A 26,986-nucleotide genomic window follows, 5' to 3' on the forward strand; every position below is an offset into this window, starting at 1 on the left:
ATAAGTATTGTAGCCTTGCAGACTTTCAGTCTGCCAACCAAATCTATGAACTTTTAGTCCATAGTGGTTTAATTAATTGTTGTAAAAGTTCTTCTAGGTTGTATGTATTAATTTGAATTACTTGTGATAAAGATATTTCATATATTCGCTGATAGTAGAGTTCTGTTTATGGTTTTTAGTAGTCTAAAAGCCGAAATGATAAAATTCTTTTTTAATGTTGTTGATGTATAAGTTAATGAGGTTTTTGTTAAAAAACACAATAAGAATGAAAATAAGAAATGTTGTAATATTTGTTTTTTTAATTTGCCTTTTTGCTTGTAAAAAAGATAGGGAGACTGTAGTTGATGATAATAAGAAATATGTAAAATTGTTATGGCGAAACAAGCCGTTTGATTGGACTCCGACAACATTAGTAGTAAAAAGTAAAATGTTGTATTTCGGAGATTTACATAGGAATTTCTATGCTGTAAATTTAGAAAATGCTAAAGTAAAATTGAAATTTAAATCGGACTATAATCCGTTTTATAAACCATTAATAGATGGTCAAGATTTGTTTTTAGCGGATTATAACGCTGAATTAAGTTGTTTTGATTCTTTAGGAAAGTTAAAATGGCAAGTTAATGGCGAGATGAATTTAAGAAAGGATTTGGCTGAGAATGGCAACTATATTTATGGCTCAGTTCAAGGAAACGGATTTAGTAAACTAAATAAAAAAGATGGTAAAGTGGTTTGGTATTTGCCTAAAGATTCAAATATTACCGAAACAAACGAACCTGAATTTTTTGAAAATAGGGTATATTTAGGTTTGTCAGAACATGACGCTAAACTTTTAGCAATCGATAACAAAAGCGGAAAAAATATTTGGGAAAACAAATATAAAAAATATTCAAACTTAAACCAGATTAAAACAGAAAAAGGACTTTTAGTTTGTCTTAATAAAGATTTCAAACAAGGGGAAATTTTGATGTTGGATTATGAGACTGGAAACGAAATTTGGTCAGAATCTTTTAACTGCGATGTGTTTTATGAACCTTGCGTTGCTAACAAAAGTATAATTTTAAGTACGTATGATAGTAAAGTTGTTTCTGTGAATATTGAAAACGGAAAAACAAATTGGGTATTAGATTTAAAAAATGATCAAGTTGAAAGTAAGATTATAAGCTTTAAAGGGAATATTTATTTTGGAACTATGAATCGGAATTTATATTCTTTAAATATTAAAGCAGGGAAAATAAATTTTGTTCAACAATTTTATTACGGAATTTCAACACCAATTGTAGAAGATAATAAGATTTATTTTCCGACTGGAGGAAGTGAAATGTGGATATTAAAATAAAAAATTAAGATCGTAAAACGTTATTAATTTTTTAAGTGATTGTTTGTGAACCACTTTTTTAGAGGTTTAGAGAATAAAATAATGAAATAATACGGAGAAAATATTTCTATTTCTATTTAGAAAAAAGGGATGAATTGGAGTGATAATATTTCTTATATTCGCTCAAAAAAAGTTAAATTATTACGTAAAGGCATATTTAGATCGAGATAGTTTGGCTGTTTTGTGTGTTAATTATAAGAATATATATTTAAACCTTAATAATATAAATGGGTAAGATTGATTTATTAATTATTGTAACGATAGTTTCCTTGTTTATTTCATTATTTCTTGCATTTTTTTTGTTTGCAGTTAAGACAAATCATAAGATAAGTAATTATCTTTTTGCTACTTTTTTAATATTATCAGCGATAGATACCAGTCAAACTTTATTTAACTTAATAATTGATAGACCTTCAAATTTTGGAATGTTAAGAAGTTTATTTGTTTTCTTGCAAATTCCTGTTTTTTATCTATATGTGTTATCTGTTTGTTATTCAGATTTTAGGCTTAAGCCTAAACACTTATTGCATACGCTTCCATTTGTAATTGCAAATGCAATTTTGATACCTCGCTTTTATACAGTAGATGTTGCTTCTAAAATTAATTTTATTCAAAACTATAGAAGTATGGTTGAAATACAGTTCAATCATGTTCTTATTCATGTTCAGTTAATTGTATATATTATTGCTGTTTTTATGGTTTTAAGAAAAGCAAAAAAACTATATCTCGAAAATTGTGCAGGTACAAGTATTAGTTCTTATAATTGGCTATTTCAGTTTACAGTTGTATTGACTATTTTATATTCGGTTGCTCTTTTAAAAAATATCTTCAAGTTCTCTGATTATTTCTATATCTCTGACTGGATAAAAAGTGGTCTTCTCGTACTTCACTTATTTGTTGTTTGTTGGTACTTATTTAAAGCATTGAATAATCCTGGTTTATTCAGGAGTATTGATTCAAGATTAAAACTGGTTTCGGATATTGTTTTAGAAGAAAAAAATAATGCACAATTAGCTGTAAGTGAAAAAGAATACAATGAAGATTTATTAAAATTGCAGCAATATATGGCCGAAGAAAAGCCGTTTCTAAATCCCTCCTTAACAATTCAGGATGTTTCTAAGGGTATTGCAATTCCTGTTAGGGATCTCTCACTTTTAATTAATCATAAATTAGAACAGCATTTTTACGATTTCATTAATACCTATCGGATAGAGAGTGCTATGGATATTTTAAAAGATGTTACAAAAAGTAAGGTCACCGTTCTAGAAATTTTGTATGATGTAGGTTTTAATTCTAAATCTTCTTTTAATACAGCTTTTAAAAAACATACAGGTTTTACGCCTACAGATTATCGCAAAGCATTGTAATTTAGTTGTTTGTAATTATTCGTACGCGTAGTTTTAATTATTCGTACTTATTTTTAGAAACAAATGTGTCCGACTATTTTTATTCGGTCGCATAGCGTTAATTTCCACCACATCTTTGTATCGAAATAAATTTTTAACCAAAAATCACGATACAATGAAAACTACTATTTACTTCCTAATTCTTATAGTAACAATTTTAAATTGTCAAATAAGTAACTGTCAAACAAACAAGAAAGTATTATCTAAACAAAAAGATTATAGTTTTCTGACAGATAGTTTGAATATTAATCCGCAACTGGAAAAATATAAACTTGCGGGATTTAGTCTTGTTGTTTTTGAGAACTACGAGATTGTATATACAAATGAATTTGGTGTTAAATCAATAAACTCTCAGGAGAAAATAGATAAAAACACTGCTTTTTCTACCGCTTCAATTTCAAAACCAATTACAGCGCTTCTTTGTTTTATACTTGAAGAAAAAGGATTGATTAAGCTAGATGATCCAATAGATGGTTATTTAAAACGCTGGCATTTGCCAAAAAGTAAGTTTACTGAGAATAACAGTCCAACCTGGAGACAATTTCTTAATCATACGGCTGGTACTACACAAAGTGGATTTGCAGATTACTATGAAGGTGATACAATCCCAACAATAAAACAAAGTCTTTTAGGGAAGATTCCCCGATATGATAAAGAAATTGATTTCTTGTTTACGCCAGGGACAGGTTGGGCATATAGTGGTGGTGGTTATGTAATTGTTCAGATGGCATTAGAAGATACTTTTAATAAGCCTATTGCAGAACTTGCTGCAACATATATATTCTCTCCTCTTGGATTAAAAAATACTACAATGATACAGCCTGATGAAAAAGGATTCCCTACAAATGTAGCACTCGTTCACGATGAAAATGAAAAGGTTATTAGAACAGGTTTGCCAATCACTCCGCAAGTTGGAGCATCAGGAATGTGGTCTACGCCAACAGATTTGGCTAAACTTGCTATCGAGATGCAAAATGCGTTGCGAAATAAAAACAATAAAGTGATTTCTCATAATGTTGCAAAAAAAGTAACAGAAGTGACTGCTTTAAAAGATGCTGTTGGCGGCTGGAGTTACGGATGGCAAAAGTCTTTTGGTTATAATAACTATGATTGGTTTATATGTAATGGTTCTAATACAGGAGTGGGAGGTAGTGTTTTTGCTACGATGACAGATGGAAACGGCTTTGTATTTCTAACCAATGGTGAAAAAAAGAATCGTTTTCCTGTGATGGGGCAAACTCAAAGAAAGCTTCTGACTTTGATGAACTGGAATGGAAAAACATCTAATGAGGAAATTCAGGAAATGCCTTCAAGTCTAAAAGAAAAACTAATCGGAACTTATGATGATTTTCTTTATGCTCAGGGAGTGGAAACTAAAATTGTAGAAAAGAATAATCGCCTTTATGTTGAATCTTTGTTATTGGATCATTTTAAAGGAAAAAATGATAATGAGTTGGTATATCTTAAAAATGGACTATTTAAAATTATAGATTATCCTAACTTGTTAAAATTAGATTTCAGTGACGGAAAGCTTAGTTCTGTAACTTTAATAAGAGGTAATCTAACAAGCGAAGTACCTATAGTTGCTAAAGAAAAATAAATTTAGGATTGATTAAAGATTTTATTTTTACTTTTAGTTGTTGTTGAAAAAAACTCCATTAGAAATAATGGAGTTTTTGTGGTTTTAAAAGGTTTATTTTCCTTTTAATAATTTCTCTAAATATTCAATCTTTTCTTTTTCGGCTTGAACCAAACGTTCGTAAAGCTCAACAACTTTGTCAAGAGGATTGAAATTGGGCTGTATGTTAATTGCATTGATTGTTGAGCTATCATTACTGGTGAAAGTATTGTTAATAATATTTAATACTGTTTCATCACTATAATTTTTAATTGCATCGGCAGAAACTCCTAAAACTTTAGCAATTGCTTGTAGTTTATCTTCCTCTACAGTCTCACTTCCTTCAATATTAGATATAGATTGTTGGCTTACTCCAATTGCAGTAGCCAAAGCCTCTTGTTTCATACCGCGTAGCTCTCTTATTCGGCTAATGTTTCGGCCTATATGTTTTGGTTTTGTTGCTGTGCTCATAGTTCAAAGATATTTAAAATTCTTTTATAAAACTGGTTTTGGTAAAAAACAAGTATCACTTGGTAAGATACAATTGATAATGGTTCGATACAGTACTAAGTCATCTTTCTTTGCATGTAATAAACAAAAATAGAATTGTAAATAATTGTTTAACATGCAAAAATTAAAATTATGGAAGCGCAAAGAATTGAGAACTCTGAAGACTTTAAACAATTAATCGCTAGATATTTCACGACAATAAAACCTGCAAATGATAAAACGGATATTTATACTGCAGAAATCAGGGTTTCTAGTTACTGTGAGCTTTTATATATTATTTCTAATATGCTGAAATTATGCATTCTGGCATTGGATTATGAAGCGCCTGAAATGTGTATGACGCTTAAAGATTCTTCTGTCGATATTGCATTAATATTAAAAGTAGTTACGCAGTTGCTTCCTATGGAAGAAATCGAATTTCTGGATGAGATTAATAAAATGGTTATTACGGATTCGCTGCATTAAACCAAATGTGCTTTAAATTTAATAATGATAAAAACTTACGTTTTTAGATAACATAAAACACATTTGGTTTATTTTGTAATAAAAAAACTATATATTAGCAATTGAATTACTGTTTTAACAAAATGTTAGCCGTCTTAAAATTACAAGGACTAATAAAGCCTTTTTCTGCCTGCATAAAGTAAAGTGAAAAAGGTAATTTAAATGTTATGAATAATAAATTGCAAATAATTACACAAGCATTACTATGCTGTTTTCTTCTCATAGTATTCGGCTGTGAAACAGAACAGCTAGTAACTGATGAACAAACACCTCAGACGAAAAGTATTCAATCAGCTAAAACATGGTTTGATAAATATGAATCTAATGGTATTAATTATGAATTATTTCAGAATTTAGAATACAATTGGAATGAAGCAAAGAAGGCAAAATCAGAAGATGGCACAGAGACTATTATTGTACCTATTGTTGAATTAAAAGAAGATAGAGAAGAAATTTGGTCACAGAAATTATATCTTTATAAATTGGGTACAGGAGATTACAAAGTATTATTGTTTGAAATATATCCTGACAAAGATGTTCCTTCAGATAGTCAAACAATTGAGGGAGGAGATTTCAATGGTTACATGGCAGCATGGGATTTAAAAATGGGTTTTGTTAGAGCATCTAGATTTAAAAATAATCAAGTTATTGAAAATGGAATTGTAGCAGTGATTTCCATTGATAAAATGGCAACAAGCAAAGCTCCAGCTATTTCTCCATGTGTTGATGATATGTGTCAAGAAGGTCCTGGAGGTTTAGGTGATGGTAAAGCACCGCCTCCTCGTCCTCCGGTTCAATTAAGGCCTGTTGTTGTAACTGGTCCTAGTACTGGAGCTCCAGTGGTATATACCCCCCGTACTCCTGCGACTGGCGGTGGCGGAACAAGTCCAGGCGGTTTTACTTCACCTGGAGGAGGTAGTAGTGGTGGAGGCGTTACAGCCCCAACGCCTGTACAAATTATTGATGCGCTGACTGGAAAAGCAAAATGTATTTATGAAAAATTAAAAAGCTCTAGTAGTGGGTTTGAAAATGCAATTAAAAAATTTGATGGAGAATTTACACTATATGATTTAAAATTAACAATCAATAATAATCTAAGTTTAAATGTATATGGTGAAACTCAACCGCCTGTTAACTATGTTACCGAAATACAAATAAATAACAACTCCTTAAATAATCTATCTGATTTAGGTAAAGCAACAGTATTTGCTCATGAAATAATTCATGCTGAAATTTTCAGAAAAATGCTTATTGCTGCTCAAAAAGGGAGTTTAGATTCGAATAACATGACAGTTCAAGAACAAACAAATTATGTTAATTCATTAAAAAATAATTTCCCAGGTCTTTATGATTACTATTTCAAGAGATATAAACCCACATGGAATCATGAAATGATGGCAAGTCATTATAGAAGTGTAATTGCTGATATTATTCAACAATTTGATAATAAGAGACTACCTAGGTCTACTTATGAGGCTGTTACATGGGTAGGCTTAGGTAAATTGGATACGAATTTAACTACAATTGCTTGGGATAACTTATCAGAAACTGAAAAAGCTGTTATTAACAAGTTAATTAACGATAATTTTTATAACGGACCTTCAAACTGTAATTAATTATGAAAAATATAATCTATATAATACTACTTGTAACTTCATCTATAGTAACAGGACAGACAAAAGAAAGTGACTATTTTAGTTTCTACAAAGGAGGAAATAAGTACTTAAGACCAATTAAATATTTGCTTTTTGATAATGTAAATGGTAATGAAAAAAAAGAGAATGAAAATAAAATCTATTTTTATGTAGGTAATCAGACATTTATTTTTAATTCGAGTAAAGATGAAATAGATACTTGTGCAGTTAATTATTTAAAAAAAATAAAATTAGATTTCCCAGATGATTTACAAAAGGATGCTTATAAATACTACAAAGAAAAAAAACGGGAGGAAGAAAAAAAGATGAACTTAAAGAATCCTATCTTATTTCCTGTGAAGGATTTTAGTACATATTTTAAAATATATATTCTCGAAAAAATCGCAGATAATAAAGTTGTTAAATATGAAGTAAAGCAATCATGTTCAGAGTTTTAAAAACAACTCATTAATAGGTAATAAAAGTAGAACAATTTGAAATGTCAAATATATTTAGGACGAGACACTATGATAAAAGTAATTTAGTATTGCTCGCCAGTAGAGACTTGCGAACCGTTTTTACGCAGGATTTAATGATTTGTAAATAACACAGCCCCGAGAAATCTATTCTTTTAATTTTAAAAAGTTAATAAATTTGTAGTAATAATATTTCTTATGTTCGTTTAAAGAAAAGTCAACTTATTGCTTAAAGCTAACTAAAAAAAAGCTGAAATTGAGAAGCTTTCAAGCAGAATACCACTTTTAAGCAAAGCAGCGCCATGTTCTAACTAACATTATAAAATTATTTAAAGATGAAAATATTAACAATTGTGTTGTTTCTCCTTTTCTTTATTTCTCTAAATGCTCAAGAGAAAACAAAAGATACACTCTATTTTAAGTATGATAATAAGTATATAAATTTGTATACTGAAATCCCAGGTCATTTTTATTTAGATGATAGTAGTGGAGGTAGTAATGGGTCTTTTTTCTTTAAAAAAGGAGAAGTGAAAAGTGATCTAAGTCCTAAAAAGATTTTGTCACTTAAAAAGTTTATACGCTCTTCAGATTTTTATGATAAAAAGAAAAAATTGAATAATGAAAAGATTGCTGTTTTTTTTAGTAATTACGTTGTGTTTTTGGTTAAAAATATTGATAAAAAAGTAGAATATATTCAAGTCGAATCAGGCTTTGAGATAGAATGATAATATTTAACATGAAAGTTATTTTTTTGATATTCCTTACAATTGGGGCTTTATTGTGGATTTTTTCTGCTTTGTAGAATATAACTTTAATTTTTGTATTTCTAATACATTTTATATTGTAAGTTATTTTTACCCAGCCATACTAGTTTTAGCTAGTTGGTACATTTTTTTATTCTATAGAATTTATAAAGAGAAAAAATAGAAAGAAATAACTTTGTCAAAATTTTAGGTTTTGTCAAAATCCTGATGCTACTGATTTATAATCCGTGCCCACAACAGTAAAGTATTTTAAAACAACATACGAAACTTGTGGAAATCAACACAATACTATTGCTTTAATGTATCTAAATAGCATGAGAGAAGCTTTAAAAGAATTTCATAAAAATGTGTTTACTGATGACTATAATAAATACATTAATTATTATGGAGAGGTACCAAGTGATGTTTTTTATGAGGCGTTGGCTTGGGGAGGTTTAAGGGATAATAACGTAAAAGCTTGCCAGCAGAGTTTCACTTTTAAGTAAATTAGTTCCTTGTCCATAACAAAACAATTAAAGAAGGTTGTGGATTTAGGAAAATGTATTGGAATCTCAATATAATTTAAGTTATTGCCTTATAAAATTACTCAACTATGAAAAAATATATTTCACTTTTTATATTAATACTTTTTTCTATTTCTGGTCTAAAAGCAGAGGAAAGGAAAAAAGACACTCTTTTTTTAAAATTAGATGGTAAGTATGTTTATGAGTCCAAATATGATCCAAAGGAATATATTATTAAGGATAATAGTGATATAAAGAATGGTGCAATTTATTTTAAAGAATTTAAAATTATAAATAATATTAAACCTAAGAAAATTGTTTGCTTTAAAGAATTTGCTCAATCTTCAAAATTGTATAATGAGAATGATAAAAAAAGACTGAGCGAACTTAAAGTTATGAATTTGTTTGATAGTTACACCGTAATCCTTGTAAACAAAAAAAATAAAAAAGAAGAATATATCCAAGTAGGACCTGTTTATGTAACAGAATAAAACATCTTTTGTAATTAATGAATAATTTTTATTTATTTACAGAAGTAACTATTTTTAATTCAACACCTATAAAAAAGTAGCATCGCTGTGATGCTACTTTTTTGGTTTAAAGTTATTTTGATTCAAAATCCGATTGCACGCTTTTACAATCCTGATAGAGCGGATTTACAATCGGTGTCCACGCAGTAAATTACTAGTAAAAAAAATAAGATATAAAAAAAACTCCATTATTTCTATTGGAGCATCTTGGTGGTTGTTCTGAACCTAGTTCTGAACCATTTCTTGTAGGGTTTGAAGAATCTGTGAAGGATGCAGCTCCAAGAAATCTATTCTTTTTAATTTGAAAAACTTATAGTAATTAAATAATGTATTATTAAACAAAACGCTGATAGTTTAACTTGGAACTGTACTATTCTGGTCTACTTAATAATAGCTAAACTGGATCACAATTATAATTATTAAGATGGTTAACTTCGTGGTTTTTCAAAATATCCTTAATTATTTACATCAGGAAAAGCCAAATTATTTTGTGGCTGGTATAAATGAGTTGGTGGTAATGCTAAAAAATAACTAAAGACAACCAAAAAAACATAAAATTTAAATGAACGAAATAAAATTTGACTACAAAGCGGACTATATTTTAGAAGACGAAACGGTACTTTTGAGACCTTTGAAAGCAGACGATTTTAAATATCTTTTAGACTTTTCAATTAACGAACCCGAAATTTGGGAGTTTAACATGGGCGGTGCAAACGGAGAAGAAAATTTATTGAAATATATCGATAATGCTATCAGTCAAAGAGAAAAGGAAAAAGAATATCCATTCATTATTTTTGATAAAAGAACCAATGAATATGTTGGGAGTACGAGATTTTACAATATTGTCTTGGAAATGAACACTATTGAAATTGGTTATACTTGGTATGGAAAAAAATATCAAGGAACAGGAATAAACAAAAATTGCAAATACTTAATGTTCGACTTTGTATTTGATAAATTAGGAATTGTAAGGATTGGGCTTGGAGCAAACAGTAAAAACATACGAAGTATAAATGCGATGAAAGGTGTTGGTTGTACAGAAGAGGGAATATTAAGAAGCCGTAGTTTTGATCAAAAGGGAAACAGAATTGATGCAATAATTTTGAGTATTTTGAGAAACGAATGGGACGAAATATGGAAGGCAAGACTTAAAGAGAAAACTGTAAAATAATAAAAGGAAAAACAGCAAAGAAAAAATTGACTTTATGTCTTTGTTCTCCCGATAGCGGGGATTTGTAATCTGTGCCCGCAATAGTAAAGTGCTTTAAAACAAAAAACCTGTGAATCTTTCGATTTACAGGTTTTTTTAATGTTTCGGGTTTTGAAAAGATTGATAAAGTTGCCTTTTTCACTTCTTTTCCCCTTTTGTGGGGAGAGCAGGATTCGAACCTGCGAAGTTTACACAGCAGATTTACAGTCTGCCCTCGTTGGCCGCTTGAGTATCTCCCCGAACCCGATAGTGTGGATTTGAAATCCGTGACACTCGGTAAGCTATAAAAAAACTCCATTATTTCTAATGGAGTTCTTTGTGGGCGATGAGGGGTTCGAACCCCCGACCCCCTCGGTGTAAACGAGGTGCTCTGAACCAGCTGAGCTAATCGCCCTATTTTACTAGGTTGCTATCGTTATGTGATTGCGAGTGCAAATATAAGACTGTTTTCTGCATTACCAAAACTTTTTTAAATAAAATATAATAATAATTTGCAGTTAGTTTTTATGCGATTGATATTTAGTTATTTGAATATGTAGTTTTTTTGAGTGAATTTATTTTTGTAGCTTTTTTACTAGGTTTGTAAAAGAGCCTTGTTATTGTTTCTCTTTATCCAAAGGCAATTCGGCTACTACAAATGTGCTTCCTCCCACAAAAATAAAGTCATTTTTGGTCGCATTTTCTTTTGCAGTCGTAAAAGCATCCGAAACAGAGTCGTAAGTTTTACCTATTAAATCATATTTTTTAGCATTTTCCTGTAAAATAGAAGTGCTTAAACCACGAGATGAGTTAGGACTACAGAAATAGTATTGTGCCTTTTTAGGAAATAGTGGTAAAACAGAATCTAAATCTTTATCATTTACAACTCCCAATACAATATGTAAGTTCTCGTAAGTTTCATTCTGGATTTGGTTTATTACTATAGCCAGGCCATTTTTGTTATGAGCCGTATCGCATATAATTTTAGGATTTTCGCCAAGCTGTTGCCATCTTCCTTGTAAACCTGTATTTGTAACAACGTTTAATAATCCAGTTTTAAGATTTTCGTCGGATATTTTAAATTCATTTTGAGTATTCAGGATATGTATGGTTTCCTGAACAGTCTTTTTATTATATTGTTGGTAATCGCCAATTAAATCAGAAGGGTAAACTTCGGTAATAATATCAGAAGCAAAATATATTTCAGAATGAGTCTCTTTTGCTTTAGCTAAAAAAACAGGTTTTGTTTCTGGAGTATATTCTCCAATTACAACTGGTACATTTTGTTTTATAATCCCCGCTTTTTCGCCTGCAATTGCTGCTGGTGTAGTTCCCAGAAACTGCGTATGATCTAAGTCGATATTGGTAATAACAGAAACCAATGGAGTAATGACATTGGTTGCGTCTAATCTTCCGCCTAAGCCTACTTCTATAATAGCAATATCTACTTTTGCTGTAGCAAAATAATCAAATGCTAAACCTACAGACATTTCGAAAAAACTCATATCATTAGATTCAAAAAAATCTTTGTGTTTACTTATAAATTCGCAAACAAAATCTTCTGAAATTTCTTTACCGTTAATTTTAATACGCTCGCGAAAGTCTTTTAAATGTGGCGATGTATAAAGTCCTACTTTATATCCAGCTTCTTGTAATACCGAAGCGAGCATGTGAGAGATGGATCCTTTTCCGTTTGTTCCTGCCACATGAATACATTTTAATGAATTTTGTGGATTGTTTAAATGGTTAACCAAATGTAATGTATTGGTTAAGTCTTTTTTATATGCCGAAGCCCCTTGTAGTTGGTACATTGGGAGTTGGTTGAACATCCATTCGGTAGTTTCTTGATAGTTCATTTTTTTCGAGTAAAATAGTTGTTGATTGAAATATTTTTCGTTTTTTTTAGTTTAATATAACAGCGAAAAGTATCTTTATTGCAAAATTGGAATATTTTTTAGAATTAATTATCAAATACAAGAATTAATATATGTTTAGCTTCATTCAATTACAAGCGGATACTATTGCAAATGCCGCATCTAACGTAGTTATCGAAAAAATTGCACCAAATACAGAGATTTCTGTTTTAGGATTTATTTTAAAAGGAGGATTTTTCCTGATTCCAATTGCCATCTTATTGTTCTATACTTTTTACGTTATCATCGAGCGTTATTTATACATAAGCAAAGCTTCAAAAATTGACCCTAGATTAATGATGGATGTGGGAGTTAATCTTAATTCTGGTAATCTGGATATGGCAAGAAGTATTGTAGAAAGAAATGAAACTGCTGCAGGAAAAATTCTTAAAGAAGGAGTTTTGGTTATAGGAAGACCAATTGCGGAAATTGAATCGAATATGGATCGTGCTGCCGATATTGAAATAGGAGAGATGGAAAGACGTCTTGGGCATTTAGGTCTTATTGCGGGTATTGCACCAACATTAGGTTTTATTGGTACTATTTCGGGAGTTATTAAAATATTTTATAGTATCTCGGTTACAGAGAATATTAGTATTGGTAATATTTCGGGAGGTTTATATGAGAAAATGATTAGTAGTGGTTCAGGTTTAATTGTTGGTATTATCGCATATAGTGCGTACCACCTTTTGAATGGGAAAATTGATGATTTCGCATTAAAAATTCAGAAACAAATACTTGAATTTGTAAACATAATTCAAAGATCATAAGATATGTCTATTAAAAGAAAAAGAAGATTTCATGCCGAGGTGGCAACTTCATCGCTAAGTGACATTATGTTTTTCTTGCTGTTGTTTTTCTTGATTATATCTACATTGGCAAATCCTAATGTTATTAAAATGACATTGCCTAAAGCCAAAGCAAATGAAAAAACAAACAAACAATTTATAAGCTTATCGGTTACAGAAGATAAAAAATTCTACATCGATAAACAGCCAGTAGATTTTGAAGAGTTAGAAACTACATTAATGTCTAAATTAGGTACCGATAAAGAACAAACAGTAATCGTAAGGATTCCGTTTAATCTACAAGTACAAGATTTGGTAGATGTGCTACAAATAGGGGTTAAAAACAACCTTAAGTTTGTTATCGCAACAAGTCCTAAATAAACATAGTTTAAGGTAATTTCTCGAAAGTCTCTATTGAAATAAATATTTTATATGGATTTATACATATTTGAAGAAGAAGTCAACGAATTCATTAAAAAGGATAACCTTGATAAAGCGATAGAAATTACAGAATCGGAATTAAAAAAGCTTCCTAGTAATAGTTTTCAAATAGTTCTAAATCGTAATTTACTTCATTTAAAGGCAAGATTGAATGAGTATCTCAATGAGTTTTATAAAGAATCTAAAAGCGATATAGAAGGGATAGATAAAACAATTAAGGCTATTTATTGTGAGATGAATGGTTTTACAATTAACTATGACTTATGGTTTTTGTCAGGTTTTGGATTTAGTTTTTGTAATGATTTAGAAGATTTAGATTGGCTTGGCGATTATGATTCTTATACTGAGAATCTTTTTGAAATTACAGGATTTGAAGATTTACAAAATGTTTATAAGGATTATATGCAAAATGAGAAATGGGAAGATGAAAATCTAGAAATCGCTTCTGAGTTATGTGCTATCTTGATAACATTAAGACTTGAAGAACTATTTAGAGAAACTTATAAGGAGTCTACAAGGAATAATGATTTGTGGTCAGAGATTCCTGTTTTTGTGACTTCGCACGATAGTGAATTGGTGTATCGAACCCAATAAAGGCTATCCATATCAACAAATATTAAAAAAGGCTTTCTGAATAATTTCAGAAAGCCTTTTTTATTGTCTTATGTTTTTTAATTCAAATTGAAATTATAAATGATCTTACCAACTTGTTTTTCGGGAGCATCACTACTTGCGTCCCATTTGGTATTCATGGCAGCTATTTTGGCTTGATCCAATAAACATTTCGCTGTGTTTGTAGTTCCTTTAATTCCTGCAATAGCACTTATGGTTCTCCCGTTTCTATCTACAGAAACTTCTACAACGACTCTTCCTGTTTCATTACACGTATAGTTTGGAGCTGGTTTAGATAACGCTTTTCTGGTTCCAAGAGAGTAACCTGAACCACCACCAGAACCACTTCCTGATCCTCCGCCACTTCCAGAACCATATCCGCTACCTGTTCCTATGCCGGTACCAGTTCCGTTTCCTCCGCCAGTTCCACCTCCAGAGCCTCCGGTTCCGTAATAACCATTAGAGCTTAAATTTCCGTTTGATTTTCCTTTGTTTCCTGCAACTTTATCATCGCCATCACCACCTTTGTTAGAACCTTTTAAAATGCTCGATAAAGCATCATTAGTCGTATTCGAAACTTTAGGTTTTACAACGACAGGTTTTGGGTCAGGTTTTGTAACAGTTATCGGTTTTTTAGTTTTTTCTTTCTGCGGAATAACAACACTTTCTTCTGTAGAATTTTCTTGTGATAATGTAGCTTCTTCAGGAGTCGATTTTACAGGCGTTTGTTTTGCATGATTTTTAACTTCCAGAACTTCACTTTTGTAATTTGCACCAGAGCCTAAATCGCTATCACCAAAGTTTACAGTAACGCCACCACCTCCGCCACCTCCAGCGAGTTCAGTCATACCATTTGCTGGTGGCCAAAAACGAATGAAGAACAACAATAATAGTATTGTTGCATATATAAGGGTAGAGAGTAGTAATGATTTCTTTTTGTCTGAAGAAATGGGTGAACTCATTTTTATGCTGAATTTTTATAAGTGTATTAGTAAAACGTATAAAATTACTGAAAATTGTTTACAATCAAAGAGGGTAAGGGATTTAACCCTAAAGTTTTTAAATCTGTAGCATAAAAAATTAACCGCAAAGTGCGCTAAGGTTTACGCAAAGTGCGCAAAGTTTTTCCTCAGAAAGACAAGTTTGTGGTTAAATCTGTGGCTAACCTTTTTTATAAACAAAAAAAACGAACCAAATCGATTTAATCTGATTCGGTTCGTTTTAAAATATGGTATAAAATAATTTATACTAATTGTTTCAGTGCAATTTCAAAAGCTGTTGCGCTGATATTTGTTTTTGAAGCACTTAAAGCATGCGCTTTTTGTATCGCATTTTTTATAGTGTCTGAAGTGTCATTAAAAATAGCCTCATCGGTCATTTGTACTTTCTTTTCCATGAAATAAGCAAAAACACGAGCCATTCCGCAGTTAGAAATAAAGTCAGGAATTAAACTCACTTTGCTATCTACTTGTTCCATTATCGAACCAAAGAAAATTTCTTTATCTGCAAAAGGTACATTTGCACCACAAGAAATAACTTCAAGTCCATTAGCAATTAATGCGTCGATTTGATTTTGAGTAACCAATCTAGATGCTGCACATGGAGTGAAAATTTCAGCTCCAATTGTCCATATCTTTTCGTTGATCTCTTCAAACGGAATCATGTTTTGAGCAACAAGTTTGTTACCATCTTTTGCTAAAAATAATGCTTTGATTTCTTCAAAAGAAAAACCTTCTTCGTTAATCAACCCACCATCTCTGTCGATGATTCCAATTACTTTGGCTCCCATATCTGCTAAGTAAAAAGCAGCTGCAGAACCCACATTTCCAAAACCTTGTACGATTGCTTTCTTACCTTTTACATCGCCACCATAAGTAGTATAAAAATGACGAACAGCTTCAGCAACACCAAAACCTGTAATCATATCGGCTACAGTATATTTTCTGGTTACATCTGGAGAGAACTTTGGGTTTTCGATTACCTTAATAACACCTTGACGTAATTGTCCAATTCGGTTAATTTTATCAGCTTCAGTAGGTTTAAAGTGTCCGTTAAAAACTCCTTCTTGTGGATGCCAAACACCGCATTCTTCGGTCATTGGAATTACTTCGTGAATTTCATCAACGTTTAAATCCCCACCAGTTCCGTAATAACTTTTTAGTAATGGAGAAACTGCTTTGTACCAACGTTGTAAAACACCTTTCTTTCTTGGGTCATTTGGATCAAAATTAATACCAGATTTAGCCCCACCAATCGCAGGTCCAGAAACTGAAAATTTTACTTCCATTGTTTTTGCCAATGATAAAACTTCGTTCATATCCAAACCTTTTCGCATACGAGTACCACCACCGGCAGCCCCACCTCGAAGAGAATTAATTACTGTCCATCCTTCGGCTTCAGTTTCAGAATCTTTCCAATTGAATACGATTTCAGGTTCTTTATTTTCGAATTTCTTTAATAAATCTTTCATTTTCTGCGATATGTTTAATTTTCACAAATATAAAAAATTGGATAATGCGAAATGTGTATTTAGTAAAATATTTCGGATGCCTTATTTTATGCTAATTATTTAACTAAAAACCTTCAGAAATAATTATTTGCCTAATAATTGATCTTTTAGTTTTTGATCAGCAGGCTTCTTGGATAACCAGATTCCGAAGAGAGCTTTTTTGAATTCAAATCCAGGAATTTTACCCTTTAACTGATTGTTTTTGTAGATCCAAACAGAGGCGTCTGAAGGAGAATATACAAGTTTAAAAGTGTTTCTTTTACTGATTTCACCCATAAAGTAGCTTTTGAATTCTTCTATTTTAGGTCGCAATGTTTCTATGTTGCCTGGGTATGTTTTTTTGAAATTATCATCTATAGCTTTTAATAATTTTGGTGTAGATACTGTTGAAGAAGTAACTTCAATACGCATTGCCATTGCACTATCACTATCAAGAATATATTTCGAATCTTGGCTTAATTGTGATAAGTATAATGCTTGCAGATATGTTCCTGGCCACATTGTCGATTTTCCACCACCGCCATTTAACGATAAAGCTTTACTTTGAAATTGGATTGTTCTCGGAATTGTAACACCATCTATAGTAAAGGTTTTTTGTGCTGTTACGGTTGAGATTTGGAAAGTAAGAATTAATGTAAATAAAAGTAATAAATTTTTCATTGTATGGTATTTTATGATTTTTGCTAAAATACGCCTAATTTCTATGTTTTTAAAGTAATTTACGTCCCGTTTTTCAGGAAATGCCTTATGTTTAAGGATTTTAATAAATTTTATGAATTTGTAAATCAGGGTGTTATAAGAATGAAATAATCCAGAATCCTGGAGAGTTTTGGTAGGTAGTTCCATCAATTAAAAAAACTATTTTGCTTCTTGATTTTATTATGGCAAGAAATAGAAAAACAAAAGTTTATTTAAGTTTAAGTATCTTGTTATCAGGAATTAGGAGGTTTGTTTTTGGCGAAATAAATTGATTTTATCTAACCAAAATAAAGAGTGTAAACAGTAATGCAAATTATAAAAACAGGTTTGTTTTTATAGGGTAAAAAGTACATATGTTTTTTAGGAAGGTGTAATTTGTAAAAGTTAGCAATTTATTTGTAGTTCAAATACTATGTTATTTGATTGCTAATAGTGAAAATTCTATTGAAAATCTAAATTTCATTATCGAGTCAGGGTTTATTCTGATGAAAATTCGGAAGAGGTAATTTTATTTAATGCAGCTTCTCTAGTTTTCTTTTCCAAGAGAAGCTGTATTTGTTTTTGTAGATTATTTGCCTAATAATTGATTCTTTAGTTTTTCATCGGCAGGTTTTTCAGACAACCAGATTCCGAATAGCGCTTTTTTGAAATCAAACCCTGAAATTTTTCCTTTTAAATGTTCATTTTTATAAACCCAAACAGAGGAGTCGATAGGAGAATAAATGAGTTTGTAAACATCGTCTTTGGTGATTTCATCGCTTAAGTAGCCTTTTAATTCTTCAATTCTTGTTCGTAATGCTCCAATGTTATCACCAGCTGTTTTCTGGAAATTTTCGTCCATCGATTTGGTTAGTTTCTTTGCAGATACCAACGAAGAAGTGATTTCAATTCGGATTGCCATTTCGGTATCACTATCAATAATAAATTTTGGATCTTGACTCAATTGAGATAAGTATAGTGCTTGTACATATAGTCCAGACCACATTGCCGATCTTGCACCAGCTCCATTTAACGATAAAGGTTTGTTTTGAAATTGAATTGTTCTTGGAACTATAACACCTTCAACATCGAATGATTTCTGAGCTGTAACAGTTGAGAATTGTAAAGTCAGAATTACTGTAAGTGATAGTAAAAAGTTTTTCATTTTATTGAATTTTAATTTTTCGCAAAATTACTTTTAATTTTCTATTTCTCTAGCATAGTTCTGTAGACTTTTTTATGGGGTAAAGTTTGTATGTCAGTTTTTTAAATAGTTTTATTTTTTGCAAGAGCAAATCCTAAGATTAGTGAGACTTTATGGGGGAGAAATGCAAAGTATGCAATTTATTGTAAAAACTAATTACTTGTTTTAGGAATGTTTTTTTTGTGGGGCTTATTTAGTAGGCATGAAAATATTGCTCCAAATAATCTGTTTACTGGAGCTTTTTTAATCTAGGTAATGAAGATAATTATTTACCTAATAGTTGATTTTTTAATTTTTCATCTGCAGGTTTATCAGATAACCAAATTCCGAAAAGTGCTTTTTTGAAGTCAAAACCTTGAACTTTTCCTTTCAGGACATCATTCTTATATACCCAAACTGAAGAGTCGATAGGAGAGTAGATAAGTTTAAAAACATCTTTTTGTGTGATTTCATCACTTAAGAAACTTTTAAATTGTTCGATTCTTGGGCGTAAAGCTTCCAAGTTATCTCCAGCAGATTTTTCGAAACCACTATTCATGGCTTTTGTTAATTTGTTTGATGATACCATCGAAGAGGTAATTTCAATACGAATAGCCATTTCGGTATCACTATCAATAATAAATTTCGGATCCTGGCTTAATTGAGATAAATATAATGCTTGAACATATACCTCTAACCACATTTTTGATCTTCCGCCAGCACCATTTAAGGATAAAGTTTTGCTTTGAAATTGCATTGTTCTGGGAACTATAACACCATCAATGTCGAAAGCTTTTTGAGCAGTTGCATCTGTGAATTGCAAAGTTAAAATTACAGTAAGTAATAGTAATAAGTTTTTCATATTCTTGTAATTTATGTGATTTTGACAAAAATACTTTTAATTTCTATATTTTTATATGAAAAGCGATGTATTTTTTACGAAAACCACTTATGTAAGAAAATGTCCATTTGAAAGTTATTGTTTTGGCAGCTAGTTGTTTATGAAATGAAAATATTTGCTGAATTATCTTATTTTTTGATGTTTATAATTTGATTAAAAATGATTTTTTGTGGAAGGAAATTGGAGTAATCGACTCGTTTTTTTCTTCGAAAAACTTATTTCGAAATTTTTTGGTTACAGTTTGTTAACCTTACTCATGATTTTTACTTTATCTCTTAAGCTGAAATCTGAAATTATTGTGAGTTGTAATTATATATACTTGCTTTAAAAGTTTAATGCTTTTGAATGGCGTTTTTTAAATTAAATCTTATTTTTAATTGTCTCTGTTTCTAGAAATTTTGATAGCTATTTCTGAGTTCTTTAATAAAAATTTAAGAGTTACTAAACTAGTGAGATTGAGCGAAGTTCTTGATATCATTACGATAACGATATAGTGGTATTTTTTCTTTAGTCAAAAATGCAAGTCAAAATTGAAAATTTCAGTATAAAAAAGTACCTTTGGATATATTTTTTTAACAAAAAGCAACTTTTATTTTATAATACTATGGATTTTAATCTTACCGAAGAGCACTTAATGATTCAACAAGCTGCTAGAGATTTTGCTCAAAACGAATTGTTACCAGGTGTGATAGAAAGAGACGAAAAGCAAATTTTCCCTACGGAACAAATAAAAAAAATGGGACAACTCGGATTCATGGGAATGATGGTTGATCCTAAATACGGAGGAAGTGGTTTAGACACGATTTCATACGTAATTGCTATGGAAGAAATTTCGAAAGTTGATGCTTCGGCTTCTGTAGTAATGTCGGTAAATAATTCACTAGTTTGTTGGGGACTTCAGGCTTTTGGTACCGAAGAACAAAAACAAAAATACTTACCAGGATTAGCTTCTGGAGAAATTCACGGTGCATTTTGCTTAAGTGAGCCTGAAGCTGGTAGTGATGCTACATCGCAAAAAACTTCTGGAATAGATATGGGTGACCATTATTTAGTAAATGGTACCAAAAACTGGATTACTAATGGTAATACTGCATCGGTTTATATTGTAATTGTACAAACTCATGCTGAGAAAAAACATAAAGGAATCAATGCTTTGATCATGACTAAAGACATGCCAGGTTTTTCTGTTGGTCCTAAGGAGCAAAAAATGGGAATTCGTGGTTCAGATACACACTCATTAATGTTTAGTGATGTTAAAGTACCTAAAGAAAACCGAATTGGTGAAGACGGATTTGGATTTAAATTTGCCATGAAAACATTGGCTGGAGGAAGAATTGGTATTGCTTCTCAAGCTTTAGGAATTGCTTCTGGTGCTTATGAACTTGCATTAAAATATTCAAAAGAACGTAAAGCTTTTGGAACTGAAATTTGCAATCACCAAGCTATTGCTTTTAAATTAGCAGATATGGCAGTAAATATCGAAGCAGCGCGTCATCTTTGTATGAAAGCAGCTTGGGATAAAGACCAACATAATAATTACGATGTAAGTGGTGCTATGGCAAAATTATTTGCTTCGCAAGTTGCAATGGATACGGCTGTTGAGGCAGTACAAATTCATGGTGGAAACGGATACGTAAAAGAATACCATGTTGAGCGTTTTATGCGTGATGCAAAAATTACACAGATTTATGAAGGAACTTCTGAAATCCAAAAAATAGTGATTTCTAGAGCAGTTATCGCAGGATAATTGTATCCTTAAATTATATTAAAAACCCTTTCGGCTTTCGGCTTTGAAAGGGTTTTCTTTTTGCAATAAAAAATAATTATATTTACAACTAAGAGGGTAACTATGTTTTTAGGAGTTACTCATTTTTTAGAATTGTAATTGAAAACTTTATAATCTCAACGAACCAAAATCTTGAATAATGAAAAAACTAATACTTTTATTTCCTTTTATTTTTTTTGGATGTAAATCTAATACAACAGTTAAAACCGAAACTACGCAAACAGCTTCTAAGTTAGAAATTACTTATAAAGTAAAAGAGAATGATGTTTCATCGGTTTTAAAATATCTTTCTTCGGATGAATTAGAAGGTAGAGAAACTGGAACGAAGGGAATAGAAACAGCGGCTATTTATCTGGAAGATTTCTTTAAAACGAATAAGGTTAAACCTTATTTTTCTTCTTATCGTGATACTTTATCTACGTTTAAAACTCCAGCATATAACATAGTTGGATATCTGGAAGGGACTGATGCAAAACTAAAAAACGAATTTGTGATTTTGAGCGCGCATTATGATCATATTGGGATTGATAAAAAAGGACTTAATGGCGATTTTATAAATAACGGAGCAAACGATGATGCTTCTGGAGTTACTGCTGTTGCTGAAATGGCTAAATATTTTAGTGAGACCAAATCGAATAAACGAAGCGTACTTTTTGTGTTTTTTGCAGGAGAAGAAAAAGGGCTTTTGGGTTCTAAACATTTGGCAAAAAAACTTAAAGCTAAAAACTTCAATTTATACACGCAGTTAAATATAGAAATGATTGGTGTGCCAATGAAACGTGACTTCTTAGCCTATATTACTGGTTTTGATAAATCGAATATGGCGACTAAAATCAATGAATATACAGGAGATAAAACTATTGGATTCTTACCTAAAGAAGCCGAATATCAGCTGTTTTTTAGATCAGATAATTTTCCTTTTTTCGAAGGATTCAAAGTTCCTTGTCAGTCGATAAGCACATTCGATTTTGAAAATTTTGAATTTTATCATCATGTTTCAGATGAATTCAAAGTAATGGATATTCCTCATATGACTTCATTTATTCAGGAATTGTTGCCTGCAGTGACTCATATGGCAAGTTCTCCAACAAAAGAAATTTTGATGACTAAATAAACTATGCTTTTTTATCGGTTTTCCTTATTTTTGCTACATGAAAAATATTATTATAACAGGAACGAGTAGAGGGATAGGGTATGAGCTTGCTTTGCAATTTGCAAATGCTGGACATCAGGTATTAGCTATTTCCAGAAAAATTCCTCAATTGCTTTTGGAACATTCTAATGTTACTTGTCTTTCTATTGATTTATCTAACGAATCTGAATTATATAAAGTAGAAGATTTTCTTTCTTCGACTTGGAAAAAAGTAGATGCTTTAGTGCATAATGCAGGAAGTTTGCTTTTAAAACCTTTTGCTGAAACTACTCAGGCAGATTTTGAAAGCATTTATAAAGTAAATGTTTTTGCAGTAGCAAATCTTACAAGAGTTTGCTTACCATATCTTCAAAAAGGAAGTCATGTGGTAACAATAAGTTCTATAGGAGGAGTTCGTGGAAGTCTTAAATTTGCTGGACTTGCTGCTTATAGTTCTAGTAAAGGTGCAGTAATTACGTTATCGGAATTATTGGCAGAAGAATATAAAGAAAAAGGAATCTCATTTAATGTTTTGGCATTAGGTTCTGTTCAGACAGAAATGTTGCAAGAAGCTTTTCCAGGGTATCAAGCGCCAATTTCGGCTAACGGAATGGCAACTTATATTTATGATTTTACATTAAATGGCAATAAATATTTTAACGGAAAAGTATTAGAAGTTTCTTCTACTAATCCGTAGTTAATTATAAGTTATAAGTTTTGAATTATGAGTGAAAGTATTACTAAGCGTGATATTATCTCAAAGAAAACTTATAACTAATAATTCATAATTTATAATTAAAACTGTTTTGAGCGAAACTTTAGCAAGATACATCCCCGAACATGCCGTAAAGCCTGTCTTTGAACTCATTGTTGATAATCGTGTACATCTTAAAATTGTAAACGAAAGACAAACTCGACATGGAGATTATAGAAAAGGGCCAAGTGGTAAACATGAAATTACTGTAAACTCAAGCTTGAATCAATACAAGTTTTTGATAACGTTAATTCATGAGATTTCGCATTTGGTTGCGTTCGAAAAGTTCGGAAGAAAAATTAAACCTCATGGGAATGAATGGAAATATTCTTTTCAGCGATTGATGGTTCCGTTTATACGTCCGGAGATATTTCCTAGTCACTTATTACCATTGCTGGCGAGGCATTTTAAGAACCCTACGGCAAGTAGTGATACTGATACTACTTTGTCATTGGCTTTGAAACAATACGACAAGCAGAACGATAAGAATTATATTTTTGAAATTCCATACGGCAGTGTTTTCAGAATTCATAACGGAAAAATCTTTAAGAAAATTGCTGTAAGAACTAAACGCTTTGAATGTTTAGAAATAAGCTCAGGAAGAACCTATCTTTTTAATCCAAATGCCGAAGTTGAGTTGTTGCTCACCAAGGACTGATATTGTTGATTAAAACCATCGAATATAAAAAATCCCAAATTCCAATTTTATTAAGATTGAAATTTGGGATTTTTTATATTGTACTTTAAAAGATCTTATCCTTTTAAATAAGCTTCTCTTACTTTCTTGAATAAATTAGAAGAATAAACAAATTCGACTATAGCTTTATTATCAGTTACGAAAATTTCTTCTTTTGTTCCCTGCCATTCTTTTACTCCATTTTTTAAGAATAAAATATTCTCACCAATTTCCATCACAGAGTTCATATCGTGCGTGTTAATTACAGTGGTAATATTATATTCTTCGGTAATTTCTTTAATTAAATTATCAATTAAAGTCGAAGTATTTGGATCTAAACCAGAGTTTGGTTCATCACAAAATAAATATTTAGGGTTGTTTACAATGGCGCGGGCAATAGCCACACGTTTTTGCATCCCTCCAGAAATTTCTGAAGGTAATTTTTTATGTGCATCAATTAGGTTTACTCTTTTTAAAACAAAATCTACACGGTCTTGAATTTTAGAACCAGTGTCTTTAGTAAACATTCTAAGTGGGAAAGCTACATTTTCGGCAACAGTCATGGAGTCAAATAAAGCACTTCCCTGAAATACCATTCCGATTTCAGTACGTAATTCTCTTTTTTCATCTGGTTCTAGTTCTGAATAAACTCTACCATCAAACTCAATTGTTCCAGAATCTGGAGTATGAATACCTAATAAGCTTTTTAATAATACCGTTTTTCCTGATCCACTTTGCCCAATGATTAGGTTTGTTTTTCCAGTTTCAAACACGGTCGAAACACCTTTAAGTACTTTGCTGTCGCCAAATGATTTTTCTATGTTTTTTACTTCTATCATGAGCCTAATAACAATTGTGTTAGTATATAATTAAAAAGGATAATCGATACAGATGTCCAAACGAAAGCTACTGTACTTGCTTTTCCTACTTCTAGTGCGCCACCCTTCATATAATAACCATGAAAAGACGGTATAGTTGCCAATAACATGGCAAAAATTATGGTTTTAATAAATGCATAGGTAATATGAAACGGAATAAATTCCATTTGTGCTCCCATTATAAAATCATCACTCGTTGTAAACCCCCCGTAAACTCCAGCTAGCCAGCCACCAAAAATGCCTAGGAACATACTGATTCCGATTACAAAAGGATATAATAGTAAAGCGATAATTTTAGGAAAAACAAGATAGTTTAATGAGTTTACTCCCATAACTTCCAGCGCATCGATTTGCTCTGTAACACGCATAGTTCCTATACTTGATGTAATGAAAGATCCCATTTTTCCTGCCATAATAACAGAAATAAATGTTGGGGCAAATTCTAAAATTACAGATTGTCTGGTTGCAAAACCAATTAAGTATTTAGGAATTAATGGGTTTGTTAAGTTTAATGCAGTTTGTATTGCAACAACTCCTCCTACGAAGAATGAAATGAAACAAACAATACCAAGGGAATCAATAATTAAGTCATCAATTTCTTTAAAGATTAGTTTTTTCATCACAGACCATTTGGTTTGTTTGTTGAAAATTTCTTTAAGCATCAAGAAGTATCTTCCTATTTGGGATAAATAACGAATGAGCATCATAGTTTTTACGAATATGGGCTAAATTACGAAAATAGTTGCCAGTTTACGGTTTAGATTTTATAGTTTTTTTGATTGCTTGAACTAAAAAAGCTTTTCTTTCATTTTTTTCAAACGATAATTTCGAATGAATTTTGCTTGTGCATCGGTTACCAATAATGGTGTTTTTGCTTTTTTTGCTTTTAGGAATCCTTTAATGTAATCAAAGAATAGTAGTGGTTTTTTCTTCATCATTGCCAACTTTGCAGAAGCAATTGCTGTGATCCAAAAACCATATCCTAAAGTGTAAAAAGCTTCGCCTTGTTTATAACGGGCAGTTTTGTTGTAGTTTGCACCTGTTGGTTTAAGGTGTTTTACGTGTAGAGAAGAATCGGTAACTATTTTCCAATCATAATATTTACAAAGTAATTCGTCTACCGTGTCCCAACCCATTGCCGCTCTTAAACCTCCAATTTGCTGAAAAGTTTCTTTTCGGTAGGCTTTTAGCGCACCACGAATATGATCTTTATCTGTTAGATTTTCTAATATCCAATCTCCATTTTTTTCTATGTAGCAAAATCCTCCTGCCATTCCAATTTTTGGGTCGGATTGAAAGTGAGAAATAATGGTTTCGAAATAGTTGGGAGGAAAAATTAAATCTCCATCTATTTTTACAATGATATCATAATCATCATCGAGAGTTTCAAATCCTTTATGAAATGCTTGGATTACTTTGCTTCCTGGCAAATGTATAGCACTCGAGGTTTTGTTTACCAATGAGATATATGGGTTTTCTTTGGCATAATCCAGTACAATTTCTTCCGTTTTATCGGTCGAATTATCATTGACTACAACAATTTTTTTAGGCAAAACAGTTTGCGATATCAAAGATTGCAACGTTAAGCCAATTAATTCTTGCTCGTTATGTGCCGGTATGACAATGTAATATTTCATATTTAATAAACTGGAAACTGATACTGAAAACTATTTTCTTTCTGCGTAAACAATATAATATCTATTGGTAAAGCTTCGTAACAAAGGACGTATTCCGAATTTTTTTACCGGATTAGTCCATTTTTGTCTATCGATGATTTTCCAACCTGTTTTTTCAAGAAGCCAGTCTAATTGCCAATCTTCAAATTCATGATAGTGTCTGTCCCACATATCTGTTTTACTACGATATGCTGGTGAGAACCATAAACGCATAGGAATCGAGATGAATAGCTTATCTGATTTTATTTCGTTTAAGATGGTGAATGGGTTTAGCAAATGTTCGAAGATTTCGAAAGCAGTAACCACATCTTGTTTTTCGGTAGCAAATACGGTTTGGTCGATATCTAAATCTTCTCCTGTAGTATTTTTTACTTTAAAACCTTCAGCTTTCATGATCTTTGAAAACGGATTTTCAACTCCTAAATCCAAAACGGTTTCGGATGTTGTGATGTGCTTTTTTAAAAATTCTAAAGTATGTTTGAATCTTTTATTCGGAAATGTTTTTTCGTACATAGTTATTGCGAGGAACGAAGCAATCTGTCGTTCTTAG

At 31.2% G+C, this 26,986-nt stretch carries 28 protein-coding genes and 2 tRNA genes; 17 read left to right on the forward strand and 13 right to left on the reverse strand.

The window, feature by feature from the left end; all coding sequences use genetic code 11:
- Nucleotides 1-265: 265 nt before the first annotated feature.
- From B8T70_RS00800 to B8T70_RS00810, 3 genes are all read left to right on the forward strand, one after another.
- A complete protein-coding gene (locus tag B8T70_RS00800; protein WP_165763175.1) occupies nucleotides 266-1,336 on the forward strand; it encodes a PQQ-binding-like beta-propeller repeat protein in 1,071 nt (356 codons plus the stop codon).
- Between the two features lie 665 nt (nucleotides 1,337-2,001).
- A complete protein-coding gene (locus tag B8T70_RS00805; protein ID WP_242667411.1) occupies nucleotides 2,002-2,742 on the forward strand; it encodes an AraC family transcriptional regulator in 741 nt (246 codons plus the stop codon).
- A 154-nt stretch (nucleotides 2,743-2,896) separates the two neighbouring features.
- On the forward strand, nucleotides 2,897-4,381 hold the full coding sequence (locus B8T70_RS00810; protein WP_086893579.1) for a serine hydrolase: 1,485 nt from the start codon (nucleotides 2,897-2,899) through the stop codon (nucleotides 4,379-4,381).
- Between the two features lie 93 nt (nucleotides 4,382-4,474).
- On the opposite strand, the gene B8T70_RS00815 is transcribed toward B8T70_RS00810, so the two are convergent.
- On the reverse strand, nucleotides 4,475-4,870 hold the full coding sequence (locus B8T70_RS00815; protein ID WP_086893580.1) for a helix-turn-helix domain-containing protein: 396 nt from the start codon (nucleotides 4,868-4,870) through the stop codon (nucleotides 4,475-4,477).
- Between the two features lie 171 nt (nucleotides 4,871-5,041).
- On the opposite strand from B8T70_RS00815, the gene B8T70_RS00820 reads away from it, so the two are divergent.
- The 7 genes from B8T70_RS00820 to B8T70_RS00850 all read left to right on the forward strand — a co-directional run bounded on the left by B8T70_RS00820 (nucleotide 5,042) and on the right by B8T70_RS00850 (nucleotide 10,491).
- Complete coding sequence (locus B8T70_RS00820) at nucleotides 5,042-5,374, forward strand: hypothetical protein (protein WP_086893581.1); 333 nt, start codon at nucleotides 5,042-5,044, stop codon at nucleotides 5,372-5,374.
- Between the two features lie 206 nt (nucleotides 5,375-5,580).
- Nucleotides 5,581-7,029, forward strand: coding sequence for a hypothetical protein (locus tag B8T70_RS00825; protein WP_086893582.1), 1,449 nt, complete (start codon nucleotides 5,581-5,583; stop codon nucleotides 7,027-7,029).
- Nucleotides 7,030-7,031: 2 nt separating this feature from the next.
- A complete protein-coding gene (locus B8T70_RS00830; protein ID WP_086893583.1) occupies nucleotides 7,032-7,505 on the forward strand; it encodes a hypothetical protein in 474 nt (157 codons plus the stop codon).
- A 353-nt stretch (nucleotides 7,506-7,858) separates the two neighbouring features.
- Nucleotides 7,859-8,248, forward strand: a complete 390-nt coding sequence (locus B8T70_RS00835) for a hypothetical protein (RefSeq protein ID WP_086893584.1) — start codon at nucleotides 7,859-7,861, stop codon at nucleotides 8,246-8,248.
- A gap of 266 nt (nucleotides 8,249-8,514) precedes the next feature.
- Complete coding sequence (locus tag B8T70_RS00840) at nucleotides 8,515-8,772, forward strand: hypothetical protein (protein ID WP_086893585.1); 258 nt, start codon at nucleotides 8,515-8,517, stop codon at nucleotides 8,770-8,772.
- A gap of 107 nt (nucleotides 8,773-8,879) precedes the next feature.
- Nucleotides 8,880-9,281: a hypothetical protein gene (locus B8T70_RS00845; RefSeq protein ID WP_086893586.1), complete on the forward strand. Its 402-nt coding sequence runs from the start codon at nucleotides 8,880-8,882 to the stop codon at nucleotides 9,279-9,281.
- 601 nt (nucleotides 9,282-9,882) lie between these two features.
- Nucleotides 9,883-10,491 (forward strand): GNAT family N-acetyltransferase, encoded by a 609-nt coding sequence (locus B8T70_RS00850; RefSeq protein ID WP_039116954.1) that lies wholly within the window; start codon nucleotides 9,883-9,885, stop codon nucleotides 10,489-10,491.
- Between the two features lie 197 nt (nucleotides 10,492-10,688).
- Here the strand turns inward: B8T70_RS00850 and B8T70_RS00855 are convergent.
- From B8T70_RS00855 to B8T70_RS00865, 3 genes are all read right to left on the reverse strand, one after another.
- Nucleotides 10,689-10,769: transfer RNA gene (locus tag B8T70_RS00855), tRNA-Tyr, on the reverse strand.
- Between the two features lie 80 nt (nucleotides 10,770-10,849).
- Nucleotides 10,850-10,924: transfer RNA gene (locus B8T70_RS00860), tRNA-Val, on the reverse strand.
- A gap of 202 nt (nucleotides 10,925-11,126) precedes the next feature.
- Nucleotides 11,127-12,365, reverse strand: a complete 1,239-nt coding sequence (locus tag B8T70_RS00865) for a folylpolyglutamate synthase/dihydrofolate synthase family protein (RefSeq protein ID WP_086893587.1) — start codon at nucleotides 12,363-12,365, stop codon at nucleotides 11,127-11,129.
- A 131-nt stretch (nucleotides 12,366-12,496) separates the two neighbouring features.
- Here B8T70_RS00865 and B8T70_RS00870 point away from each other — a divergent pair, with 131 nt between their 5' ends.
- Genes B8T70_RS00870 through B8T70_RS00880 form a run of 3 tightly spaced genes read left to right on the forward strand, consistent with a single transcriptional unit; the run spans nucleotide 12,497 to nucleotide 14,245 of the window.
- Complete coding sequence (locus B8T70_RS00870; RefSeq protein WP_039111796.1) at nucleotides 12,497-13,192, forward strand: MotA/TolQ/ExbB proton channel family protein; 696 nt, start codon at nucleotides 12,497-12,499, stop codon at nucleotides 13,190-13,192.
- Between the two features lie 3 nt (nucleotides 13,193-13,195).
- On the forward strand, nucleotides 13,196-13,591 hold the full coding sequence (locus tag B8T70_RS00875) for a biopolymer transporter ExbD (RefSeq protein WP_035619731.1): 396 nt from the start codon (nucleotides 13,196-13,198) through the stop codon (nucleotides 13,589-13,591).
- A gap of 51 nt (nucleotides 13,592-13,642) precedes the next feature.
- A complete protein-coding gene (locus B8T70_RS00880; RefSeq protein ID WP_086893588.1) occupies nucleotides 13,643-14,245 on the forward strand; it encodes a hypothetical protein in 603 nt (200 codons plus the stop codon).
- 77 nt (nucleotides 14,246-14,322) lie between these two features.
- Here the strand turns inward: B8T70_RS00880 and B8T70_RS23735 are convergent, their stop codons facing one another.
- From B8T70_RS23735 to B8T70_RS00905, 5 genes are all read right to left on the reverse strand, one after another.
- Nucleotides 14,323-15,225, reverse strand: a complete 903-nt coding sequence (locus B8T70_RS23735) for a hypothetical protein (protein WP_086893589.1) — start codon at nucleotides 15,223-15,225, stop codon at nucleotides 14,323-14,325.
- 281 nt (nucleotides 15,226-15,506) lie between these two features.
- Nucleotides 15,507-16,733, reverse strand: a complete 1,227-nt coding sequence (locus tag B8T70_RS00890; RefSeq protein ID WP_039111794.1) for a Glu/Leu/Phe/Val dehydrogenase dimerization domain-containing protein — start codon at nucleotides 16,731-16,733, stop codon at nucleotides 15,507-15,509.
- 123 nt (nucleotides 16,734-16,856) lie between these two features.
- On the reverse strand, nucleotides 16,857-17,432 hold the full coding sequence (locus B8T70_RS00895) for a chalcone isomerase family protein (RefSeq protein ID WP_039111926.1): 576 nt from the start codon (nucleotides 17,430-17,432) through the stop codon (nucleotides 16,857-16,859).
- Nucleotides 17,433-18,039: 607 nt separating this feature from the next.
- On the reverse strand, nucleotides 18,040-18,615 hold the full coding sequence (locus tag B8T70_RS00900) for a chalcone isomerase family protein (protein ID WP_039111793.1): 576 nt from the start codon (nucleotides 18,613-18,615) through the stop codon (nucleotides 18,040-18,042).
- Nucleotides 18,616-18,919: 304 nt separating this feature from the next.
- On the reverse strand, nucleotides 18,920-19,495 hold the full coding sequence (locus tag B8T70_RS00905; protein WP_039111792.1) for a chalcone isomerase family protein: 576 nt from the start codon (nucleotides 19,493-19,495) through the stop codon (nucleotides 18,920-18,922).
- 643 nt (nucleotides 19,496-20,138) lie between these two features.
- Here B8T70_RS00905 and B8T70_RS00910 point away from each other — a divergent pair.
- From B8T70_RS00910 to B8T70_RS00925, 4 genes are all read left to right on the forward strand, one after another.
- On the forward strand, nucleotides 20,139-21,281 hold the full coding sequence (locus B8T70_RS00910) for an acyl-CoA dehydrogenase family protein (RefSeq protein WP_039111925.1): 1,143 nt from the start codon (nucleotides 20,139-20,141) through the stop codon (nucleotides 21,279-21,281).
- Nucleotides 21,282-21,459: 178 nt separating this feature from the next.
- Nucleotides 21,460-22,434 (forward strand): M20/M25/M40 family metallo-hydrolase, encoded by a 975-nt coding sequence (locus B8T70_RS00915; protein WP_086893590.1) that lies wholly within the window; start codon nucleotides 21,460-21,462, stop codon nucleotides 22,432-22,434.
- Nucleotides 22,435-22,471: 37 nt separating this feature from the next.
- Nucleotides 22,472-23,149, forward strand: coding sequence for an SDR family oxidoreductase (locus B8T70_RS00920; RefSeq protein ID WP_039111790.1), 678 nt, complete (start codon nucleotides 22,472-22,474; stop codon nucleotides 23,147-23,149).
- Nucleotides 23,150-23,258: 109 nt separating this feature from the next.
- Nucleotides 23,259-23,864, forward strand: a complete 606-nt coding sequence (locus tag B8T70_RS00925) for a SprT-like domain-containing protein (RefSeq protein WP_039111789.1) — start codon at nucleotides 23,259-23,261, stop codon at nucleotides 23,862-23,864.
- Nucleotides 23,865-23,959: 95 nt separating this feature from the next.
- Here the strand turns inward: B8T70_RS00925 and B8T70_RS00930 are convergent, their stop codons facing one another.
- From B8T70_RS00930 to B8T70_RS00945, 4 genes are all read right to left on the reverse strand, one after another.
- Nucleotides 23,960-24,721 (reverse strand): ABC transporter ATP-binding protein, encoded by a 762-nt coding sequence (locus B8T70_RS00930; RefSeq protein ID WP_039111788.1) that lies wholly within the window; start codon nucleotides 24,719-24,721, stop codon nucleotides 23,960-23,962.
- Nucleotides 24,718-25,467, reverse strand: a complete 750-nt coding sequence (locus tag B8T70_RS00935; protein WP_035619715.1) for an ABC transporter permease — start codon at nucleotides 25,465-25,467, stop codon at nucleotides 24,718-24,720. The genes B8T70_RS00930 and B8T70_RS00935 overlap by 4 nt, the downstream gene beginning before the upstream one ends.
- An 81-nt stretch (nucleotides 25,468-25,548) precedes the next feature.
- Entirely contained in the window at nucleotides 25,549-26,397 is an 849-nt protein-coding gene (locus tag B8T70_RS00940; RefSeq protein WP_086893592.1) for a glycosyltransferase family 2 protein, read from the reverse strand.
- Nucleotides 26,398-26,427: 30 nt separating this feature from the next.
- Nucleotides 26,428-26,949 carry a methyltransferase gene (locus tag B8T70_RS00945; RefSeq protein WP_086893593.1) on the reverse strand — a complete coding sequence of 174 codons (522 nt, stop codon included), beginning with the start codon at nucleotides 26,947-26,949 and terminating at the stop codon, nucleotides 26,428-26,430.
- Nucleotides 26,950-26,986 lie beyond the last annotated feature (37 nt).

This window comes from Flavobacterium sp. AJR (assembly GCF_002156885.1).
Classification (GTDB): Bacteria; Bacteroidota; Bacteroidia; order Flavobacteriales; family Flavobacteriaceae; genus Flavobacterium.

Bases quoted from the DNA above. Each gene is read 5' to 3' on its own strand.
- B8T70_RS00935 (WP_035619715.1), bottom strand. From the start codon at position 25,467: ATGATGCTCATTCGTTATTTATCCCAAATAGGAAGATACTTCTTGATG.
- B8T70_RS00910 (WP_039111925.1), top strand. From the start codon at position 20,139: ATGGATTTTAATCTTACCGAAGAGCACTTAATGATTCAACAAGCTGCT.
- B8T70_RS00920 (WP_039111790.1), top strand. From the start codon at position 22,472: ATGAAAAATATTATTATAACAGGAACGAGTAGAGGGATAGGGTATGAG.
- B8T70_RS00865 (WP_086893587.1), bottom strand. From the start codon at position 12,365: ATGAACTATCAAGAAACTACCGAATGGATGTTCAACCAACTCCCAATG.
- B8T70_RS00825 (WP_086893582.1), top strand. From the start codon at position 5,581: ATGAATAATAAATTGCAAATAATTACACAAGCATTACTATGCTGTTTT.
- B8T70_RS00880 (WP_086893588.1), top strand. From the start codon at position 13,643: ATGGATTTATACATATTTGAAGAAGAAGTCAACGAATTCATTAAAAAG.
- B8T70_RS00815 (WP_086893580.1), bottom strand. From the start codon at position 4,870: ATGAGCACAGCAACAAAACCAAAACATATAGGCCGAAACATTAGCCGA.
- B8T70_RS00940 (WP_086893592.1), bottom strand. From the start codon at position 26,397: ATGAAATATTACATTGTCATACCGGCACATAACGAGCAAGAATTAATT.
- B8T70_RS00850 (WP_039116954.1), top strand. From the start codon at position 9,883: ATGAACGAAATAAAATTTGACTACAAAGCGGACTATATTTTAGAAGAC.
- B8T70_RS00800 (WP_165763175.1), top strand. From the start codon at position 266: ATGAAAATAAGAAATGTTGTAATATTTGTTTTTTTAATTTGCCTTTTT.
- B8T70_RS00900 (WP_039111793.1), bottom strand. From the start codon at position 18,615: ATGAAAAACTTTTTACTATCACTTACAGTAATTCTGACTTTACAATTC.
- B8T70_RS00810 (WP_086893579.1), top strand. From the start codon at position 2,897: ATGAAAACTACTATTTACTTCCTAATTCTTATAGTAACAATTTTAAAT.
- B8T70_RS00835 (WP_086893584.1), top strand. From the start codon at position 7,859: ATGAAAATATTAACAATTGTGTTGTTTCTCCTTTTCTTTATTTCTCTA.
- B8T70_RS00945 (WP_086893593.1), bottom strand. From the start codon at position 26,949: ATGTACGAAAAAACATTTCCGAATAAAAGATTCAAACATACTTTAGAA.
- B8T70_RS00805 (WP_242667411.1), top strand. From the start codon at position 2,002: ATGGTTGAAATACAGTTCAATCATGTTCTTATTCATGTTCAGTTAATT.
- B8T70_RS00915 (WP_086893590.1), top strand. From the start codon at position 21,460: ATGAAAAAACTAATACTTTTATTTCCTTTTATTTTTTTTGGATGTAAA.
- B8T70_RS00870 (WP_039111796.1), top strand. From the start codon at position 12,497: ATGTTTAGCTTCATTCAATTACAAGCGGATACTATTGCAAATGCCGCA.
- B8T70_RS00905 (WP_039111792.1), bottom strand. From the start codon at position 19,495: ATGAAAAACTTATTACTATTACTTACTGTAATTTTAACTTTGCAATTC.
- B8T70_RS00845 (WP_086893586.1), top strand. From the start codon at position 8,880: ATGAAAAAATATATTTCACTTTTTATATTAATACTTTTTTCTATTTCT.
- B8T70_RS23735 (WP_086893589.1), bottom strand. From the start codon at position 15,225: ATGAGTTCACCCATTTCTTCAGACAAAAAGAAATCATTACTACTCTCT.
- B8T70_RS00930 (WP_039111788.1), bottom strand. From the start codon at position 24,721: ATGATAGAAGTAAAAAACATAGAAAAATCATTTGGCGACAGCAAAGTA.
- B8T70_RS00875 (WP_035619731.1), top strand. From the start codon at position 13,196: ATGTCTATTAAAAGAAAAAGAAGATTTCATGCCGAGGTGGCAACTTCA.
- B8T70_RS00895 (WP_039111926.1), bottom strand. From the start codon at position 17,432: ATGAAAAATTTATTACTTTTATTTACATTAATTCTTACTTTCCAAATC.
- B8T70_RS00820 (WP_086893581.1), top strand. From the start codon at position 5,042: ATGGAAGCGCAAAGAATTGAGAACTCTGAAGACTTTAAACAATTAATC.
- B8T70_RS00830 (WP_086893583.1), top strand. From the start codon at position 7,032: ATGAAAAATATAATCTATATAATACTACTTGTAACTTCATCTATAGTA.
- B8T70_RS00890 (WP_039111794.1), bottom strand. From the start codon at position 16,733: ATGAAAGATTTATTAAAGAAATTCGAAAATAAAGAACCTGAAATCGTA.